Source organism: Salinigranum rubrum, assembly GCF_002906575.1.
Classification (GTDB): Archaea; Halobacteriota; Halobacteria; order Halobacteriales; family Haloferacaceae; genus Salinigranum; species Salinigranum rubrum.
In genome coordinates this window covers 72988-90313 of record NZ_CP026312.1, presented here as the reverse complement: position 1 = coordinate 90313, position 17326 = coordinate 72988, and the positions used below count along the sequence as shown (strand labels likewise).

Genomic DNA, 17326 nt, shown 5'->3' with positions numbered 1-17326 from the left:
TTGCACAGAATTGTGTAAGCATAGGATGTACGAAGTATGCGGTGAGAAGGAACTCAAGGTCATCCTCGCGCTTGATCCGGGGGATTCCATCTCCGGCGTCGCGCGAAAGATCGACGAGAACCGGGAGACGATTCGGCGCGTCGTGAACCGTATTGAAGCAGCGGGCTACGTCGCGTACGATGATGGCCTCCACCTCATCGATCAGACGCTCCGCGACGTCGGTCTCGAGTTCCTGACGGCGGCAGCAGCCACCTCGCCGCCATCGATCTCGGAGGCGTACGTCCTCCCGCAGTTCGCTGGCATGGACTACGCGTTCACCGCCATCGATGCGGTCTATGTCTGGACTCGCGGTGGCTACCAGGTCGCTCGCGACCCGGCGGACTATCCGCTGTTCATCGCCGTCCACGAGTCCGACCTCAACGCCTGGACGTCGTTCTTCGACCGATTCGGGATCCCGACTGCGGAAGAGCGTCAGCCAGCTGACGACCTCGATGGCGCCATCCAGGTCGTTCTGGAGCCACGGCCACAGATCGACGCCGAGATGGTCGACGGACGGCCCGTCATCCCGCTTCAGGAAACCGTGACGTTCGCAAACGAGTACTACGCGACCTTCGAGTCGGCACTCGATATGCTCGGCCGGATGTACGACGACGTCGACACTGATGCGGCCTACCGCATGGAGCCAGCCTGAACATGAGTCAAGAAGACCGAAGCGAGGCACTCATCGAAGTGCTCGAAGAATTAGAGCAGTCAGACATCGGGTTCGTTCTCGTTGGGGGCTACGCGATCAGTCAGTTCGAGACGCGGTTCTCGACCGACCTCGACCTCGTCATCGCCCCAGACGACTACGACGAAGTCGTTGCCTTTCTCGAAGCGCGCGGCTTCGAACGACAGGCCGATCTCGAAGTACCCCCAGAGGAAACCATCTATAATCGGGAAATCGAACTCTTCGAGCGCACTGAGGGGCTTCCTCACCCGGTCGGCGTAGATATCCTCGTGAATGGCCTCGGCTGCCGACAGGCCGAAGCAGAGTGGTCGTTCGACTATCTGCACACGCACAGTTCCCCGACGACGATTTCACGGCACTCGGTCGACGACGGCACGAACAGCCGACGGGGAAGTACTCGTAGCGGCCAAACTCCATAGTGGTCGGAAAACGGATCTCGCTGATGTCCTCGCTGCGATCCCGTCGATCGACCTCGACATGGTCGAGACGCACCTGCATCGCGGCGATGCTGATGCCCTTCGTCAACAGCTCAGCGAGGCACAAGCGTTCATCGAAGAGGGCGGGCTCGATCACCGGTTCAAGAGTATGTTCGGCCAATCATCGGCCTCGGCCGAGGATATCGAGACGCTCCTCGAATTCCTCAAGCGACAACAGGAGTGAAATAGCGCTCACTGCGACAGCAACAGCGGCGGTATCTGTGAGTGGCCGTCGCCGAAGTTGAGCTAGAAACGGAGTGAGCAGTGCTGTTTGTCGTCTCCTTGAGGGGGCGGAGGCGAACACCAGTGAGCGACTCATCAGATCAATCTGCAGAATCGGGTGGCCTAACACCAGAGCAGCGACTCGAACCGCCAAACTCGCGACTCATCAACGCGGGGATCGTGACGATTCACGATATGGAGACGCTACGAGCGTGTGTCGCTTACGAGAACGCAAATCAACAGCGTGTTCGGATTCTCCGCCGGCTTGAACAGCGGGCCAGCGAAATCCGCTCACAGGACAACTGACGGGGGATTCGGGGAATGTCTGTCGGAGTCTCAGTGGGTGAAGGATCGAATGAGTGACTCACCGTCTTAGTGGCCAAGATATTATAGTCCAAACTATTATAGTCTAGTTTCTAACTTCGGAGCACATATGTATCTCCCACAACGACTGGAGGTATGGACCAGTTCGTCAATCGTATCGATGAACTCGAACGGTTGCAGACCCTGTATGAGAGTGGCGCTGCAGAACTCGCAATTATCTATGGGCGCCGCCAGATCGGCAAGAGCGAACTCGTCCGCCAATCGATTGCCGACCGTGACGATGCTGTGTACTATCAGGCAGTCCAAGGGACAGCGACGACACAGCTCAGGCGATTCGTCGAGGCCGCAGCAACAGCCTATCCAGACATCACGGCCGTCAAGGAAGAGTGGGAACCGCTCTTAACGTACCTCACCGACAGAGACGCCGTCATCGTCATCGACGAATTCCCGTACCTCATCGAATCGAACGAGGGGCTTCCCTCGGTCATCCAACACCTGTGGGATACAGCTGTCGACGAGAGTCAGGCAACGCTCGTCCTCACAGGCTCTGCAATCGGCATGATTCATACCCACGTCCTCGATGGCGGTGCGCCACTCTACGGCCGGGTGTCACAGACACCGAATGGCCGACTCGAACTCACGCAGCTCCCGTTTCGCTCCATCCAAGAGTTCGTGCCGACGTACGATCCCGAAGAACGGGTGTTCGTCTATGGCGTCTTCGGCGGCACACCCCGATATCTCAACCCTCTCGATCCATCACAGAGCCTCGGAGAGAACATCACACGGTTGCTGTGTGACCCGGATGGCCCACTCCACGACGAGCCCGAAACCGTCCTCCAGATGGAACTCAGCGAGGTGAACACGTATTTCTCGGTGCTGGAATCGATGGCCAGCGGGAACCGCAGTCGAAACGAGATCGCCCAAGGAGCCGGAATCGAGAGCACCAACACGTCGTACTACTTCGACCGGCTGGAAACCCTCCAGATCATCGAGAAACACCATCCAGCACTCGCCAATCCGGCGCGCAGTAAGCGGACCCGATACCAGATCCGGGACCCCGTGTTCCGGTTTTACTTCCGGTATCTCTACGGCCGCGGGGGCAGTACGAACTCTACGGCGAGAACGCCTACGAGGACCTCATCGAACCGGAATTACCCGAGTTCGTCAGCGAAACGTTCGAATCGCTCTGCCACCAGGCAGTGCCGGCGCTCTATGCAGACTACCAGCTCACGCAGGTGCCAAGCCAATGGTGGTATAAGGGTCGCGAGATAGACGTCGTCGCACCAACTGACGAGTCAATGCTGATTGCTGGGGAGGCAAAGTTCACCAACACTCCTCTCGGCTATGACGTGCTCGCGGATCTCGAAGACGACGTGGAGCACATCGACTGGACGCCCACGACAGGTGGAGAGTCGACGTATGAATTCGCCTTGTTCAGCCGGTCTGGGTTCAAACGCTCCGTCGAAGAAGCCGCAGACGAGCGTGATGACCTCCGCCTCTTCGATCTATCCGATATCGTTGCCGTTCTCGAGCGTGGCGACGACCGCTGACGCTGAGGGACCTACCAGCCGGGATGGTTTTTCGACCCCCGAAAGGGTGCGGGGAATCCGAAGTCCCGCGTTCAACCGATGGAGACAGATTCGACCACCCATCCACGAGTAGTACAGGACGAGAGAGAACGATGCCAAGCGACAGGAGACCACGTCGAGTACGTCGGTATGCGCGTCGACGGAACGCCGGTGGTACTGAACCTCACCGAACACGAGCGCCTCTCCCCCGACCGAAGCCTCGACCTCGTGCGCCATAGTCCGGCGGGATTCGACTGGGGCTACACCGGAAGCGGCCCAGCGCAACTCGCCTGTGCGCTCCTTCTCGATTACACCGACGACGAGAGCGTCGCCCACCAGTACTACATCCAGTTCCGCGACGCGGTCGTGAGTCAGCTGGTGTGTGATGGCCCGGCCGACTGCTGGCATCTCACGGGAGCGGACATCGATGCTGCACTCAGTGCGTTCCAGGATCACCACACCCTCACGCCGGATGGTGGGAAGCCGTCGCCGTCGCTGCCAGCGAATTGGAGTGCCGTGAGCCGGGCAGATCGGACAGTCTTCCAACGCCGGGATATCGACCACTACGTCGTCCTCGCCGAAGGGAGCGAGGAGTGGTTGATCATCCTCTGCGCGCAGGGTGACCGGGCGTATCCCGCCCCGCTCGATCATCGAACCCTGCCGGTCGGAACTACTCCTGCTCCCGCCGTGCAGGAACTGGTCACTGAGAGCAACAACCTCGTCGAGCCGGAGGAAGAAGCCTGATGGAGGCCCTTCGCCTCTCCCGAAGCGCATTCCAGCTCATCGGACGCGCTGTCGAGGCGCTGGAGCGCATCGGCCGGGAACTCAAACGATACAACGACCGGCACGAGCGAACAGCGGAGGAAGACACCGACGACTCATGACCAGCGAAGCGACTCTCGGCGAGTTCAAGGTCGAGAAGCCGTCCGGTGAGTCCCGCTCGCCCTCACTTGAAGAACGCCTTCTCACTCCGATCTCACCGTCCGTCGGACTACGGCTGATTCCCGGTCGAGGTGATTCACTCTATCTCCAGAACCGAGGCACGGAGCGGTACCTCTTCCGTGACGAACACGACCGGTGGTTCGTTCTCCAACCGTCCGCAAAAGACTCAGAAGCGGCGTTCGTCCGCTGGGTGTATCTCCCGGACGACAAACCCGAACGATTGGCGCGGGCAGCGCTTCGTCGACGGACGGTGATCGGTTACGACTACGTTCGCCGGGCGGCTGCTCCCTCTCCGGTTAGATCGACGGTGACGGCAATGTTCGCTGCGGAACGCTGGCCCGAGACGACCTACGAGTGTGGATCGTGCGAGGCGCTGTTCGACACGGCACGAGGCCACGCCCTCCACTGCTGGGACGCCCATCCGTGGGTGCCGAATCCTGAACAGGTGCGCCGTCGACGCCAAGTCGACGAGTGAGTTCGAGAGTCGAAGACAGGTGTCGGGACCGTTCAGGAGATTAACCAACAACGCTGGATTCTTGGGTAGGATGTTGGTTAAGTGGATTGTTTTTGCGCCCGTGAGAGGGGCGCAGGGCGCGTGACGAGAGTGATTCCAAGAGGCAATAAGCTGAAGCTCGAACTCCCTCGTATCTCAGCTGTTCTCTGTTGCCCACTCAAGTAACGGTTCCAGGCGTGTTCGAACCTCGTCGCCGTCGTCCGTCAGCGCATACTCGACACGTGGCGGGATTTCGTTGTACTGCGTCCGTGAAACGAGGCCCGCCTCCTCGAATTCGTCGAGGCGTTTCGAGATCGTGGACGTACTCGCCGTCGGGAGGTGCTCCTCGATCTCCGCGAACCGCAGTGCATCGTGTGCGCCGATGATGCTGACGAGTTGCATCGCGTATTTCCGGCTCAACGTGTTGATCACTCCTGTGAGCGGGCAGTAGCACGTCCCGTCGACGTCGCACGCGGGCGCCGATGAAGTAGTATCTGCCATAGCTTCGTGGCCTCCAACCTACTCTATAGCTTCGGACTCTACAGTATAATAACTTCCCGTCGTAAAGTATAGACACAAATGACTCACACGTCCGACTATGATCTCGTGATCCTCGGCGGCGGAGCCGCTGCCTTCGCCGCCATCACCGAAGCGAGCCGGAGAGATCTCTCGACGGCGATAGTGAACGCGGGACTACCAATCGGCGGGACCTGCGTGAACGTCGGCTGTGTCCCGAGCAAGCATCTGCTCGCCGTCGCCGAGAGCGGCGCTGCAGCGTCGGAGAATCCCTTCGATGCCGTCACATATCCCGAGGCACCGACCATCGACTGGGTCGATGCACTCGACGGGACCGATGACCTCGTCGAGCGGTTCCGGCAGCAGAACTACGTCGACGTCGCCGAGCACTTCGAGACCGACATCTACGAGGGCTACGGCCAACTGGTCGACAGCGAGGGACGCAGTCCCTCGGGCAACCGGAATGCAACGCGTTCCGGTGACGACACGACCATCGAGGTTGTCGACGGTCCCGACAAAGGGACCCGAATCACCGGCGAGAAGGCTCTCGTCGCGACGGGGAGTTCGCCCTGGGCACCGCCCATCGACGGCCTCGAGGAGGTCGAGTACTACACTAGCGAAACTATCCTTGAGGAACGCGACCTCCCCGAGAGTATCGTGATGCTCGGCGGTGGGTACATTGCCCTCGAGTGGGGACAGATTCTTCACCGCGTCGGCGTCGACGTGACGATCCTCCAGCGCTCCGAGCGCGTCCTCTCGGATATGGAAGGCCAACTCGGTCGGGAGCTCCAGCGGGCCCTCCGCGAGGAGGGTATCGACATCGTGACCGGCAACGACTTCAAACGAGTTCGGACCGCAGCGACCGACGGCAGCTCCCAGCCGAGCCAGCAGGACGTCACGGTGGAGACCGTCGTCGATGGCGAGGAGCGAGCGGTCACCGCCGAGGCGCTGTTCGTCGCAACTGGAGTCCAGCCCAATAGCGAAAATATCGGTCTAGAGAGGGTGGGCGTCAAGACAGAGCCAGACGGGGCGATCCGCGTCGACGAGTACTTCCAGACCACAAATCCCGACATCTACGCGGCGGGCGACGTAATCGGCGAGCCCGAACTGGAGACGGTCGCCGCCAAGGAGGGCAACCACGCCGTCAAGAACGCCTTCGGCAGCGCGGAGCTACGCTCCGTGGGCCGTTCGAGCGGGCAGAGCCCGCGAGAAGACAACGAAGGTGTCACCATCGACTACGACACCGTCCCGGCGGTCGTCTTCACCAGCCCAGAGGTCGCAGCCGTCGGGACGACAGAGCGCGAGTATATGAACGAACATGGCATCTGTTCCTGCCGGACAGTTCAGATGGAGGACGTACCGCGGGCGAAAGCCGTCAGCAACACGGATGGGCTCGTCCAGGTCGTCAAACACCACGAGACCGACGAGATCGTCGGCGTCCACATGGTCGGGCCTCGTGCCGCAGACATGATCATGGAAGCGACGTTGGCGGTGAAGTTCGGGCTGACCGTCGACGACATCATCGATACGGTTCACCCCTTCCCGACGTTCTCCGAGGCGTTCAAACACGCCTGTCAGGCGTTCCGCCGGGATACGTCGACAATGAGTTGCTGTATCGAGTGAGCCTTAGTCGTCGGTCGAGAACACGTCGTCCAGCGTGCCGCTCTCGCCCAACTCAATGAGGGCACGGTTCAGGAGTTCGCGAACGATGAACTCCTCGTAGTGCTGGGTGTCGCAGTACTCGCAGGGCTTCATTTCGCGGGCGACCGCCTCGATCTCAGTACCGTGTTTCGTATACAGCGTCTCGATGAGGGATGCCAACTCCTCGGACGTGGTGGACTGCGCCCCCGCGAGGGTTTCGTCTGCTTCCTCCGGGAGCTCATAGGAGAAGACCCGCGTGTTCGACTTGTAGAATTTCCGCGTTCCGCCGCCAGCTTCCTCGAGCCGGGCGATCTCGACCATCCCCGCATCCTTCAGGACGTTCACGTGGTGACGCACCGTCGTCTCGGCCTTCTCCTCACCGCGACGATGCAGTTCGGCGTGAATCTCCTCGATCGTCATTTCCTCAGCAGCGAGCATATCGAGGATCTTCGCCCGGACGTCGTTCTCCAACGCCTTCGCTTTCTCCGGGGCCGTCGTCACGACTTCGCGGATCGGCACGTCGGATTCGAGGAGCGCCATTCTTGTGAGGACGTAGGGGAACGACGATAGTAAGAGTAACGCCACACTCTCGACAGTAGTCTTAGTTATTCGATACCGCTATAACTCTAGTCGTAATGGTTATCCACTTCGCTGGGTAACTAGCGACCACGATGGGAACGACACACGAACAATTCAACGTCGGGGGAATGTCCTGCTCCTTCTGTGCCGAGAGTATCAAGAAGGCCTACAGCCGGACCGACGGCGTCGAAGATGTCGACGTGAGTCTCGCCCACGAGGAGGTCCTCGTCCGGTACGACGACGATATCCTGAGCGAGATCGAGGTGAAGGACACGCTCCGGGATCTCGGCTATACCATCCGCGATCCGGACAAAGCGAAGCGATACGAACAGCAGCAGGCCGAACTCGTCGACGGGAAGCGCCGCCTCCTCCTCGCCGGCGGCGCATCCATCGTCGTTGCCGCGCTGATGGGCTGGATGATTCTCGTGATGGGACGCTTCGAGTCGGCATCTCTCGTGATGGATCTGGTCACACTTGTGCTGGCGCTCGCAGCGATGTTCGGGCCTGGCCGCTACATCAAAAAGAAAGCCTTCCAGAGCCTCCGCCGGGGGATCCTCAACCAGCACGTCCTCCTGGAGGCAGGCGCGTTCGCGGGGCTCCTCGGTGGGTTGCTCGGCCTGTTCGTCTTCCCGAGCTTCCCGACCGTCCACTTCTTCGCCGTCTCCGTGTTCATCACCACCTACCACATCCTCTCGGAGTACACCAGCCTCACCGTGCGGACGCGGGCCTCACAGGCCGTTCAGAGCCTCCTCGACCTCCAGCCGGACACCGCCCGTCGCGTCGACGAGGACGGCAACGTCAAGGAGGTCCCCGTTGACGACCTCGACATCGGTGATCGCGTCCGCGTCAAGCCCGGCGAGAGTATACCCGTCGATGGGACAATCGTCGAGGGTGAATCAACGGTCGACGAGTCGGTCGCCACCGGCGAGTCGATCCCCGAGGAGAAGATCGCCGGCGACCAGGTGATCGGTGGCAGCGTCAACGAGACCGGCACGCTGCTTATCGAGGTGACCGCAATTGGGGAGGACGCGTTCCTCAATCAAGTGGCCCGCGAGATCGAGGAAGCGCGGGCGATGAAGCCCGGCATCATCCAGCTCGCCGACCGCGTGCTCAAGTACTTCGTTCCGGGCGTCCTGACGATTGCCGCGCTCTCGTTCCTCTTCTGGCTGGTCGCACCGCTCGCGTGGGGCGGTGGTCCGAACGTCCAGCGGGGGGCCTTCGCAGCGCTGGCGGTCCTCGTCCTCGGCTATCCGTGTGCGCTTGGGATGGCAACACCCCTTGCCCTAATCCGGGGCGGCGGGAAGGCCGCGACCCGCGGCATCCTGATGCGGTCGGGCAACGCCTTCCAGATCTTCCCCGACGTCGACCATGTTGTGCTCGACAAAACCGGTACCATCACCGTCGGCGAACCCGCCGTCAGTGAGGTCGTCGCGTTCGACACCGACGAGGTGGATGTACTCACGACTGCGGCCAGTGCAGAGGCCTTCTCCGAGCATCCGCTCGCCGATGCGATCCTCGAGTTCGCCGACGAGCAAGATGTCGAGTACGCTGACCCCGATGATTTCGACTCTGTGACCGGCAAGGGCGTCCGGGCAACCGTGGCCAGCGACGACGTGCTGCTCGGGAAACCGGGATGGCTCAGCGACGAGGGAATCGACCTGTCGAAGAGGGCCGACGACATTGAGCGACTCCAGGGCCGCGGCCTCACCGTCTCTGGGGTCGTCCGAGGCGGTGACCTAATCGGCCTGATCGGCATCGGCGACGAAATCAAAGCCGACGCCGCCGAGACCATCCGGCGGATGCGCGACGCCGGCATTACGCCCGTGATGATAACCGGGGACAACCAACGCACCGCGAACACGGTTGCTGACGAGGTCGGCATCGATCGTGTGATGGCCGACGTACTGCCCGACGAGAAGCGGGAGGAAATCGGTCGCCTGCAGGAAGCCCGCCACCGGGTGGCGATGGTCGGCGACGGCATCAACGACGCGCCGGCACTCACGCAGGCGGACATCGGGATCGCCATCGGCGCCGGGACCGACATCGCCATCGAATCGGCAGACATCGTCCTGATGGGCGACCGGCTCGGTGGCGTAATGGACGCCTACGAGATTGGCAAAGAGAGCTATCGGAAGACCCGCCAGAATCTCGCGACAGCCTTCGCGTTCAACGGGATCGGCGTCGCCGCGGCGACGACCGGGCTCGTTCACCCCGTGTTCGCGATGCTCGCGATGGTGCTGTCCGTCTCGGCCGTCCTGGCCAACAGCTTCGCTGGCCAGCTCCTCTCCGGCGAGAGCGTCAACACCGAGTTCGCTCTTGAAAAAGGTACAGACGGCGACGTGAGAGACGGCCGAGCAGCAGCCGATTAAGCCACGACGTCGTACCCGGCCTGTTCGATTGCCGCGGTCACATCGTCATCGGAGACCCCATCCTCGAGGACCACATCGACCGTATTCGCTTCGTGGTCAGCATCGACTCGACTCACACCATCGAGGTTCTGTAAGGCAGTCTCCACGTTCCGTTCACACCCGTTACACGACATCCCGGTGACGGAGATCGTCTTTCGCTCCATACCTGCAGATAAACGCTCGCAGGGGATGACCATTACGGTAGCCATTGTATCGATATCAATTCTATTAGAGGTGGGCGATATCGTACGGAGAGTTGTTTGTGTCGGCCCACAAGGGGTGGAGGCTCTTCGGGATGGGGACAGCTGACGACAGAGAGTAACGAGTTTCCACCAGAGAAACCACTGGAAGCACCGAACACGCGCCTGATCAAGGCTGGTATTGCGACAATCTCTGATATGGAGACACTCCGGGAGTGTGTTGCCTACGAAAACGCCCACAAGAACCGGACGCAGATTCTACGCCGGCTCAAGTGGAAGGCTGAAGAGCTACGTGAGGACGACGAGTAAGCTCTGTTCTTAACCAACATCTCCGCGTGGAGTTCCTCTTTGTTGGTTAACAGGCTGTGCCTCGGTTTTTCGGGCCCCTGAACGGGTGCGGGGCAGCCAGCAGCGGCCTCGCGATCCAATCATGTCCCCCGATCTGAGCTCCAGCTCCACCACGGCGAGTGAAATCGCTGCCGTCAGACAAGCAGACCATGTGGCGTTCTTGCATCGAGCTCCCTTTGTCGCCGACGCGTTGGCCCTTGGTTTCCTTCCCGGCTTTCGTGAGGACTGTGGGTATCAAGAGACCCAGTACCAGAACCTCACCCTCCCCGTCGGGATGCTCGATAACGACTTTCGAAATCCCGACCTGACTCGATACGTCGACCGGTTTTTCGAACACGAGCCGCGAGTCGGCGTCATTGGGGACGCATACGAGCCCGACGATGTCGATGAATACGTCGCTGCCGCTCGCGAAATCCAAGCGAGCTACCCCAACGCAGAGCTCGTCATCGTGCCCAAGTGCAGGGAGGTGATCGAGATGATCCCTGACGATATCGTGCTCGGGTACTCTCGGGGCTACGCTGATCGGCTGGCCCACGAGTTCTCCGAGCCGACCGACTGGCGTGGCCGACGCGTCCACATCCTCGGGGGGAGCCCACCGAAGCAGCTTGACGTCATTCAGCAGTTGACCCGACCGACGCTCACGAATGACCCACCCGCAGACATCGTCGGCGTTGACTGGAACGGACTCCACCGTGGCGCGCAGTTTGGAGAGTTCTGGACAGCTGCCGGATGGGACGACAGCGGCCGGGACGCTGACCACGTCACGGTTCGAAAGACCGTTCGTCACAGCCTTGGTCGACTCCGAGAGTTCTGGCAGGAACACGGCGTCTGGCCAGATTCGACACCGCAAGATGCCGGTCTAGATGTAGAGTACGAGGGGCCATCACCGAGTGATCTCGATGGTGCTGCCTGTACTGGATGCGGAGCGAATGTCTGGAGAACCCATCGTGGTCCCTTTGTTGCCGAGTACGATACGGGAGCAGTCTGTGGATACTGCAGCTACGACTGCTACTTTTCGCATCGCCATCGAAACCAACTCGAGGAAATAGCCGGCGAGCAGAGCGTCTACTTCCCACCGGCGTGACTTGGAGAGTGTTTTTCGAGCCCCCGAGAGGGCGAAGGCTCCATCGAGAGTCTTCGTCCAGAGGTGAATCAAGTGAGTCAGCGACAGCATGCGAACGACGTCTCGGTCGATGAGATTCCAATCGATATTTCGAACACACAGTCCGGGGAAATCGATCCAGGTGAGGTTCCTGCGGAGATCGAATCCATCACCCGTGGACTGGCGAGTGAACAGGCGCCGACGAATCCACTCGTCGTTCTCAAAGCGGCTCGCTGGTGGTACATCCACGGCAAAGGTGGGTCAGATCCCGCGTTTCGGTGGGCCATCGAGTGGGCGCGACACCTCGCAACAGACACGCCGAGCGACGTCGAGCGGTTCGACGCGTATCTCGAATATCTCGTTACAGTCGGGTTCGCGGACGAACCATACGAACTCCGGTAACTCTCAAGGGGAGCTGTTTTTTTGCGCCCCGAAGGGTGCGGTGCGTTCTGAATTGACGCGGTTGCGGTGAACTCGGTTCAGTGAAATCATGGCTACGACCAGTAACTCGTCGGTCTCCTTCGACGAGACCGACACGCGATCCGACGAGATGAACAGCACTATCGAACAGTGGGTCGACGACCTCGTCGCCGGCGTCGACGACGCGCAGGCCAGCGAGGAGTTCCAGGAGTGGCTCGATGTCCAGAGTCGTTTCCACGATTATTCCTACCGAAATACTCTCCTGATCAAGCGCCAGTGTCCCGAGGCGTCCCGCGTGGCAGGTTATCGGACATGGCAAGAAGACTTTGACCGGCACGTCCAGGAGGGAGAAAGCGCGATCTGGATCTGGGCACCGATCATCACGAAACAGTGCCCGGAGTGCGAGAACTCACCGAGCTACCACGAGAACAGTGACTGTGACTACGACCAGACACCACCCGAGGAGTGGTCGAAGGGGCTCGTTGGGTTCAGACCCGCACCGGTGTTCGACATCTCCCAGACCGACGGAGAGCCGCTTCCGGAACTCGATACGGAAGCGACCGGCGACGCCGACGACCTCGTCGATCGGTTGACCGATGCCGCGGATGAGCTTGGTGTGACGGTTCGGATCGTTCCGGAAGCGGAGTGGGCGCACGGTGAGGCAAAAGGTATCTGCGAGCAGCTCAGTCTCGTCGATTTGCAGCCACGCGTCGAGGTCCGCGACCGAGAGAACGACGCCGACCTTGCGCGGACGCTGATCCACGAGTACGCCCACGCCCTGCTCCACTTCGACATCGACGACGACACCGAGCGGTCGAAACGCGAAGTCGAGGCCGAAGCCGTCGCGTACGTCGTCGGGCGGTACTGTGGGTTAGATACCAGCAGGTCGGCGTTCTACCTCGCTGCCTGGGAGTCGGATGATCCCGAAGTCGTTCGAGAACGTCTCGGGCGAATCAGCCGAACGGCAGCGGAACTCATCGACGTTCTCGAAGACGGCGCCTGAACCGTTAACCAACGCCAGGTTCTGAGTCACAATTTCGTTGGTTAATTTTCTCCGCTCTTATGTAGAGCTGAGGAACGACCGTGTAGTTACGGTGAACGAGCCGAAATCACGAGGTTATGCCTCAGACTCAGCCAGCGTTCGGTGGAATGCTTCGCCAGCTCGTTGATCTTGGATTGTTCGAGTTGGACACCGAGCCGCTCGATGCTCTCATCGAGCGGCGACTCAAGGAGTTCTGGGAGTATACCACGTGTCCTCGCTGCGGCCACCCCAGCATTCACACGTGGGGATCGTCCGATCGCGTTATCTGCCGAGATTGCGATTTTAAACCCGTCTACACCTATGGAACGCCTTTCCACGAGAAGCACCTCACCACCGGAGAGGTGCTTCTCGCGTACCTCCTCTATGCAGACACGTTGCTCAGTATCTCGCAAATCGCGGTTGTCCTCGACAGGGCGTACAAGACCGTCTATTACGCGATTCGAGAGGTGGAAGCCGCGGTCACGCGCGGCTTCCCCCTCGTCTGGGAGCAGTTTCAACACTCCATCTCGGGCCCAACGCAAATCGACGAATCGAGCACGGTGTGTTCAGGCTACAAAGGCCAAGACCCGCCGCGGAACAGCCGGTACCGCGGCGGGTCGTCCCGATCGGGGCGCTCACGATGGAAAGGTCGTCACGGCGACCAGATAACGCTCGTCGCGGCGTGCCGCGACGTGCTTCGGGTGATTCGCGGCCATCTTGGAATCAGCTACCAGGGAGACCTCGAACCGGTACTGCAAGAGGCTGAAGACCTCTCCCAGCCGCTGGGAGAGGTCTGGACTGACGGACTCCAAGCGTACCGAGAAATGGAGTACGACCACCGAACCGTTATCCACGACGAACGGTACGTTTCGGCCGACGGCGTTCACATCAACCAAGTTGAGTGCCTCTTCTCGCTAGTCAAACCGTGGCTGCGGAAGTTTCGCGGCCTGTCCAAGCAGGGCTTGGAACAGGCCGCTCACACATTCGGTATCGTTCGGTCAGTGAATCTCGTCGGCGCATCCCTCGAAATCGTCGTCGATTGCCTTGCTACGGGGTCACTCCTGAGTTCTACATAAGAGCGAGTCTTTCAGCGCCCGCCGAGGGGCGGAGGCGCAGTCCCGTCTCCACGAATCATGAGTGAACCGTATCTGTCCGCTGTCCTCGACGAGGCAGAACGAGTTGTAGAACAGCACGACCAGATCGCTCGGTCAACGGACCATCCAGCACACGAATATCTGCGGTACGCAGTCCTTCGACTGCTCGAAGGTGTGGCTGACGAGACGACTGCGGCCGTCCCGCAGATCGACGGCGTGACCGTCGGGTATGGAGGAGACGAGGCGATGTTCGACAGCTGGGGTGACGACGTCGAGTGGTGGGAGACGGTGCCGCCTCGAGATGGGTGTACCCGCTTCCGGATCTTCTACCCCAACGAGCACGAGGTTGTTCCCCGAGTGATCGTCGACGTGATGGCCGCACTCGGCGCGTGGCGCGTCTGGGCTGGGAACGCTGCGGCCTGTGGCTCCTACGACCATCGCGAGTGCCACGAAGTCCACTACCTGTTGCCGGAAGGCCATCCGATCGAAGGTATCCTTCAGGATCGGCTCCACGGCCATGACGTCGCGCCGGACGGTGGACGGAGTGGCGACGTTCGCGACAGAATGGTCGTCACGAAGCACTCGAGCCAGCGTGCGGACCTCGAACCGCGAACCCGACGCGCCGTCGACGAAGCGATGGCGGTCTCGCTGCTCGAAAAAGGTGGTCGATACGAGGTACAGTCAGCCTCGGGGAGCTGGTACGAAGTCGACGTGATCAGCGAGTCTTGTACCTGTCCGGACTGGCAGCAGCGGACGCCCGAGGGCGGGTGTAAACACATGCGTCGAGTGAACCACGAAATCAAGCAGGGACGCGTCCCACGCCCGGACGGCCGACTACCGTCGAATCAGTAGCCAACGACACACCCACCACCATTTCACCAATTAAGGGGAGGGAGCAAAGTCTTCGGATTGACGTTGGAAACCCCACCCACCACTGTTTCACCAATTCCACACCCTGCTGGATGGTCGATCATCTACAGCTTAGTGGGACACCCACCACCGTTTCGAGAATTCACTCGCTCGTGCTGACCATTATTCTCTTAGCCTGAAAAGCCTCGATTGATCCCAAATGAGAGGTAGAACTGTACACCACCGTTTCAGGGACAGCAACAGTACGTTCCATCATTGGTCGTTCAGACGGCGACAGACGAGAATTGAGCATATAGAAACACGGAACAAGCAACCGCTCGCATCGGTCATAGTCATCAACGTGGTCTCGATATCTCTCCACAGACACATGGATCATACGGAGAGAACTCAAATATGGAGGGACCCACACCACCATTTCAGCAATTCTACGACGCGAGAGAAACCCGAGATTTTCAGGAGGAAGTAAATAAGACGCTTAGAATATAAACCCTGGAAAACTGTCCACCTAAAACTCACTAAAACAGTGATAGAGTGAGTCTTCTACTACCTTTACTACTACTAGACGAAAACGTTATAATATATAATATAACTTGGTCTGACGATGTTCTAGCTGAAACAGCCCCTACGTGAACTGGATCGCGTGTTTTCGGAGAGTACGGTGGATCACGTCCCTGTCTAACCCCCTCCCTCTTTCACACGAGAATTGATGAAATGGTGGTGGGGGTGTCCCCGCCTCTTTCTGCTGGAACCCCACTATTGGAGACATTCGAGACATTGATGAAACGGGGGTTTTATGATATCTTGCTTAGACGGTTCTGGGTATGACCCAATTCTCGAACACCTCGCCTATTTTCCAACGAGAGGAAGTTCTCCGCGAAGAACACCATCCCGACGACCTTCCAGAACGGACGGATGAGATGGAGGATCTCCACATGTCGCTCGCCCCTGCTGCACGGGGGGTTGGTGCCAACAACGTGTTCCTTCACGGAAAGGCCGGCCAGGGAAAAACTGCTGCTGCGAAAGCAAAACTCTCCGAACTTCAGGAGCACGCCGAACACGAATCCGATCACCTTGACCTCACGACCGCGTATGTCTCCTGTGAATCCCACGATCTTTCTACGTCCTACAAAGCCGCGTCCCGTATCTATCAAGAACTCACCGGCAATAGCCGGCCGACAGGGTATGCAACTGATGTTGTGATGGACATGATGTTCGAGGCGATGAATGATATCGGTGGCACGATTATTATCGTCCTCGACGAAATCGACACACTCGGCGATGACGACCGGATTCTCTATAGTCTCCCTCGAGCCCGAGCCCAAGACTACGTTGAAGACCACGTTTTTCCCAGTATAATCGGAATCAGTAACGACCTCCAGTGGCGGGATAATCTCAGTCCGAAGGTCAAGAGTTCACTCTACGATGATTCTGTCCTCTTTTCGCCGTATAATGCGACGCAGCTCCAGCAAATTCTGCGCCGGCGCGCAGCTAAGGCCTTCCGCGATACGGAACTCATCCCCGTCGAAGAGCTTGACACCGACGCGAAGCAGAGAGGGAGTATCGTGGAGATCGACCAATCCGGACAGGAGTATCTGTTTCGGAGTGATGTTCTGACCGATGACGTAATCCCGCTTATTGCTGCACTTTCGGCACAAGATACAGGGGACGCTCGTCAGGCGATCAAATATCTTCGGAAGGCCGGTGAATTGGCCGATAAACATGGTGATGACGTGGTGAGCGCAGATCATGCTCGTGAAGCTCAGGCGCTCGTAGAACGCGAAGCCGTTGTTGAAGCCATGCGTGAGATGACGACACAGGCTCACCTCGCCCTCGCAGCCCTCACAGCACTTGAACTCTCCGGCGATGCTCCCGTCCGGGCTAAGCCGATCTACGGTGTGTACAAGAGCATTGCCTCGAAAATCGATGCCGACAAACTCGGCCAACGTCGGTTCAAAGATCACCTCCGCGAACTCGATATGCAGGGTATCGCAGATGGCGAAAAAGTGACTGCGGGTTCGATAGGCGGTCCGGCGTGGGAGTACCAGTTACAAGTTGATACTGAGATTGCCGTCGAGGTTCTCAAAGATACAGCCCGATTCGCCGATATCGATTTCCAGCGAATTAGTTCCGACCGACCGAATCCATAGTCCTGCAGAGAGTGGTTGTTGCCTCGCCCTTACCGAGCTACACCTCCACCGCTTCAGGAACTCTGGTTAGGTGTGAAACAGGTTTGCCCTCGTACCAAATCTCCCCACCACTGTTTCAGCAATTCTTGTAGAACGCTCAAGTATTGTTTCTGCTGGGTCCACTAATTCACCCACCCCACCGTTTCATAAATTTTGTTATGAAAATCTGCCGTGGTGATATTCTTGTTT

Annotated in this window: 17 protein-coding genes and 2 pseudogenes; 16 read left to right on the top strand and 3 right to left on the bottom strand. The window is 59.4% G+C overall.

What is annotated here, in order from left to right:
• The first annotated feature begins 25 nt into the window (after positions 1 to 25).
• The 7 genes and pseudogenes from C2R22_RS23655 to C2R22_RS23630 all read left to right on the top strand — a co-directional run bounded on the left by C2R22_RS23655 (position 26) and on the right by C2R22_RS23630 (position 4734).
• Complete coding sequence (locus tag C2R22_RS23655; protein ID WP_103428213.1) at positions 26 to 691, top strand: RNA polymerase subunit sigma-70; 666 nt, start codon at positions 26 to 28, stop codon at positions 689 to 691.
• A gap of 2 nt (positions 692 to 693) precedes the next feature.
• Positions 694 to 1387 (top strand): annotated as a pseudogene (locus C2R22_RS23650) (nucleotidyltransferase family protein).
• Between the two features lie 122 nt (positions 1388 to 1509).
• Complete coding sequence (locus C2R22_RS26755) at positions 1510 to 1731, top strand: hypothetical protein (RefSeq protein WP_103428212.1); 222 nt, start codon at positions 1510 to 1512, stop codon at positions 1729 to 1731.
• Positions 1732 to 1884: 153 nt separating this feature from the next.
• Positions 1885 to 3299 (top strand): annotated as a pseudogene (locus C2R22_RS23640) (ATP-binding protein).
• A gap of 78 nt (positions 3300 to 3377) precedes the next feature.
• Positions 3378 to 4061 carry a DUF6166 domain-containing protein gene (locus tag C2R22_RS23635; protein WP_103428211.1) on the top strand — a complete coding sequence of 228 codons (684 nt, stop codon included), beginning with the start codon at positions 3378 to 3380 and terminating at the stop codon, positions 4059 to 4061.
• Positions 4061 to 4201: a hypothetical protein gene (locus tag C2R22_RS25755; protein WP_173862850.1), complete on the top strand. Its 141-nt coding sequence runs from the start codon at positions 4061 to 4063 to the stop codon at positions 4199 to 4201. Before C2R22_RS23635 ends, C2R22_RS25755 begins: the two co-directional genes overlap by 1 nt.
• Entirely contained in the window at positions 4198 to 4734 is a 537-nt protein-coding gene (locus C2R22_RS23630; RefSeq protein ID WP_103428210.1) for a hypothetical protein, read from the top strand. Before C2R22_RS25755 ends, C2R22_RS23630 begins: the two co-directional genes overlap by 4 nt.
• Before the next feature lie 174 nt (positions 4735 to 4908).
• On the opposite strand, the gene C2R22_RS23625 is transcribed toward C2R22_RS23630, so the two are convergent.
• Entirely contained in the window at positions 4909 to 5253 is a 345-nt protein-coding gene (locus C2R22_RS23625) for a winged helix-turn-helix transcriptional regulator (protein WP_103428209.1), read from the bottom strand.
• A gap of 78 nt (positions 5254 to 5331) precedes the next feature.
• Here C2R22_RS23625 and merA point away from each other — a divergent pair, with 78 nt between their 5' ends.
• Positions 5332 to 6891 (top strand): mercury(II) reductase, encoded by a 1560-nt coding sequence (merA, locus tag C2R22_RS23620; protein WP_103428208.1) that lies wholly within the window; start codon positions 5332 to 5334, stop codon positions 6889 to 6891.
• A gap of 3 nt (positions 6892 to 6894) precedes the next feature.
• On the opposite strand, the gene C2R22_RS23615 is transcribed toward merA, so the two are convergent.
• Positions 6895 to 7449, bottom strand: a complete 555-nt coding sequence (locus C2R22_RS23615) for an ArsR/SmtB family transcription factor (protein WP_103428207.1) — start codon at positions 7447 to 7449, stop codon at positions 6895 to 6897.
• Between the two features lie 131 nt (positions 7450 to 7580).
• On the opposite strand from C2R22_RS23615, the gene C2R22_RS23610 reads away from it, so the two are divergent.
• The gene (locus C2R22_RS23610) at positions 7581 to 9857 is read left to right on the top strand and encodes a heavy metal translocating P-type ATPase (RefSeq protein WP_103428206.1); all 2277 of its coding nucleotides are present in this window, start codon (positions 7581 to 7583) and stop codon (positions 9855 to 9857) included.
• On the opposite strand, the gene C2R22_RS23605 is transcribed toward C2R22_RS23610, so the two are convergent.
• Complete coding sequence (locus C2R22_RS23605; protein WP_103428205.1) at positions 9854 to 10060, bottom strand: heavy-metal-associated domain-containing protein; 207 nt, start codon at positions 10058 to 10060, stop codon at positions 9854 to 9856. The genes C2R22_RS23610 and C2R22_RS23605 overlap by 4 nt on opposite strands.
• Positions 10061 to 10201: 141 nt before the next feature.
• Between C2R22_RS23605 and C2R22_RS23600 the strand changes: the two genes are divergently transcribed.
• The 7 genes from C2R22_RS23600 to C2R22_RS23570 all read left to right on the top strand — a co-directional run bounded on the left by C2R22_RS23600 (position 10202) and on the right by C2R22_RS23570 (position 17098).
• Positions 10202 to 10405, top strand: coding sequence for a hypothetical protein (locus C2R22_RS23600; RefSeq protein ID WP_103428251.1), 204 nt, complete (start codon positions 10202 to 10204; stop codon positions 10403 to 10405).
• Positions 10406 to 10526: 121 nt separating this feature from the next.
• Positions 10527 to 11528 carry a DUF6610 family protein gene (locus C2R22_RS23595; protein WP_103428250.1) on the top strand — a complete coding sequence of 334 codons (1002 nt, stop codon included), beginning with the start codon at positions 10527 to 10529 and terminating at the stop codon, positions 11526 to 11528.
• Positions 11529 to 11600: 72 nt separating this feature from the next.
• On the top strand, positions 11601 to 11948 hold the full coding sequence (locus C2R22_RS23590; RefSeq protein ID WP_103428204.1) for a hypothetical protein: 348 nt from the start codon (positions 11601 to 11603) through the stop codon (positions 11946 to 11948).
• Positions 11949 to 12036: 88 nt separating this feature from the next.
• Positions 12037 to 12969 (top strand): ArdC-like ssDNA-binding domain-containing protein, encoded by a 933-nt coding sequence (locus C2R22_RS23585; RefSeq protein ID WP_103428203.1) that lies wholly within the window; start codon positions 12037 to 12039, stop codon positions 12967 to 12969.
• 116 nt (positions 12970 to 13085) lie between these two features.
• Complete coding sequence (locus C2R22_RS23580; RefSeq protein WP_103428202.1) at positions 13086 to 14063, top strand: IS1595 family transposase; 978 nt, start codon at positions 13086 to 13088, stop codon at positions 14061 to 14063.
• Between the two features lie 57 nt (positions 14064 to 14120).
• Positions 14121 to 14933 carry a hypothetical protein gene (locus C2R22_RS23575; protein ID WP_103428201.1) on the top strand — a complete coding sequence of 271 codons (813 nt, stop codon included), beginning with the start codon at positions 14121 to 14123 and terminating at the stop codon, positions 14931 to 14933.
• 839 nt (positions 14934 to 15772) lie between these two features.
• Positions 15773 to 17098, top strand: a complete 1326-nt coding sequence (locus C2R22_RS23570) for a Cdc6/Cdc18 family protein (protein WP_103428200.1) — start codon at positions 15773 to 15775, stop codon at positions 17096 to 17098.
• The last annotated feature ends 228 nt before the right edge of the window (positions 17099 to 17326 follow it).

What these genes read in the sequence shown, in the direction of transcription:
- C2R22_RS23655 (WP_103428213.1), top strand. Translation starts at nt 26, where the DNA reads ATGTACGAAGTATGCGGTGAGAAGGAACTCAAGGTCATCCTCGCGCTT.
- C2R22_RS23635 (WP_103428211.1), top strand. Translation starts at nt 3,378, where the DNA reads ATGGAGACAGATTCGACCACCCATCCACGAGTAGTACAGGACGAGAGA.
- C2R22_RS25755 (WP_173862850.1), top strand. Translation starts at nt 4,061, where the DNA reads ATGGAGGCCCTTCGCCTCTCCCGAAGCGCATTCCAGCTCATCGGACGC.
- C2R22_RS23630 (WP_103428210.1), top strand. Translation starts at nt 4,198, where the DNA reads ATGACCAGCGAAGCGACTCTCGGCGAGTTCAAGGTCGAGAAGCCGTCC.
- C2R22_RS23625 (WP_103428209.1), bottom strand. Translation starts at nt 5,253, where the DNA reads ATGGCAGATACTACTTCATCGGCGCCCGCGTGCGACGTCGACGGGACG.
- merA (WP_103428208.1), top strand. Translation starts at nt 5,332, where the DNA reads ATGACTCACACGTCCGACTATGATCTCGTGATCCTCGGCGGCGGAGCC.
- C2R22_RS23615 (WP_103428207.1), bottom strand. Translation starts at nt 7,449, where the DNA reads ATGGCGCTCCTCGAATCCGACGTGCCGATCCGCGAAGTCGTGACGACG.
- C2R22_RS23610 (WP_103428206.1), top strand. Translation starts at nt 7,581, where the DNA reads ATGGGAACGACACACGAACAATTCAACGTCGGGGGAATGTCCTGCTCC.
- C2R22_RS23605 (WP_103428205.1), bottom strand. Translation starts at nt 10,060, where the DNA reads ATGGAGCGAAAGACGATCTCCGTCACCGGGATGTCGTGTAACGGGTGT.
- C2R22_RS23595 (WP_103428250.1), top strand. Translation starts at nt 10,527, where the DNA reads ATGTCCCCCGATCTGAGCTCCAGCTCCACCACGGCGAGTGAAATCGCT.
- C2R22_RS23585 (WP_103428203.1), top strand. Translation starts at nt 12,037, where the DNA reads ATGGCTACGACCAGTAACTCGTCGGTCTCCTTCGACGAGACCGACACG.
- C2R22_RS23580 (WP_103428202.1), top strand. Translation starts at nt 13,086, where the DNA reads ATGCCTCAGACTCAGCCAGCGTTCGGTGGAATGCTTCGCCAGCTCGTT.
- C2R22_RS23575 (WP_103428201.1), top strand. Translation starts at nt 14,121, where the DNA reads ATGAGTGAACCGTATCTGTCCGCTGTCCTCGACGAGGCAGAACGAGTT.
- C2R22_RS23570 (WP_103428200.1), top strand. Translation starts at nt 15,773, where the DNA reads ATGACCCAATTCTCGAACACCTCGCCTATTTTCCAACGAGAGGAAGTT.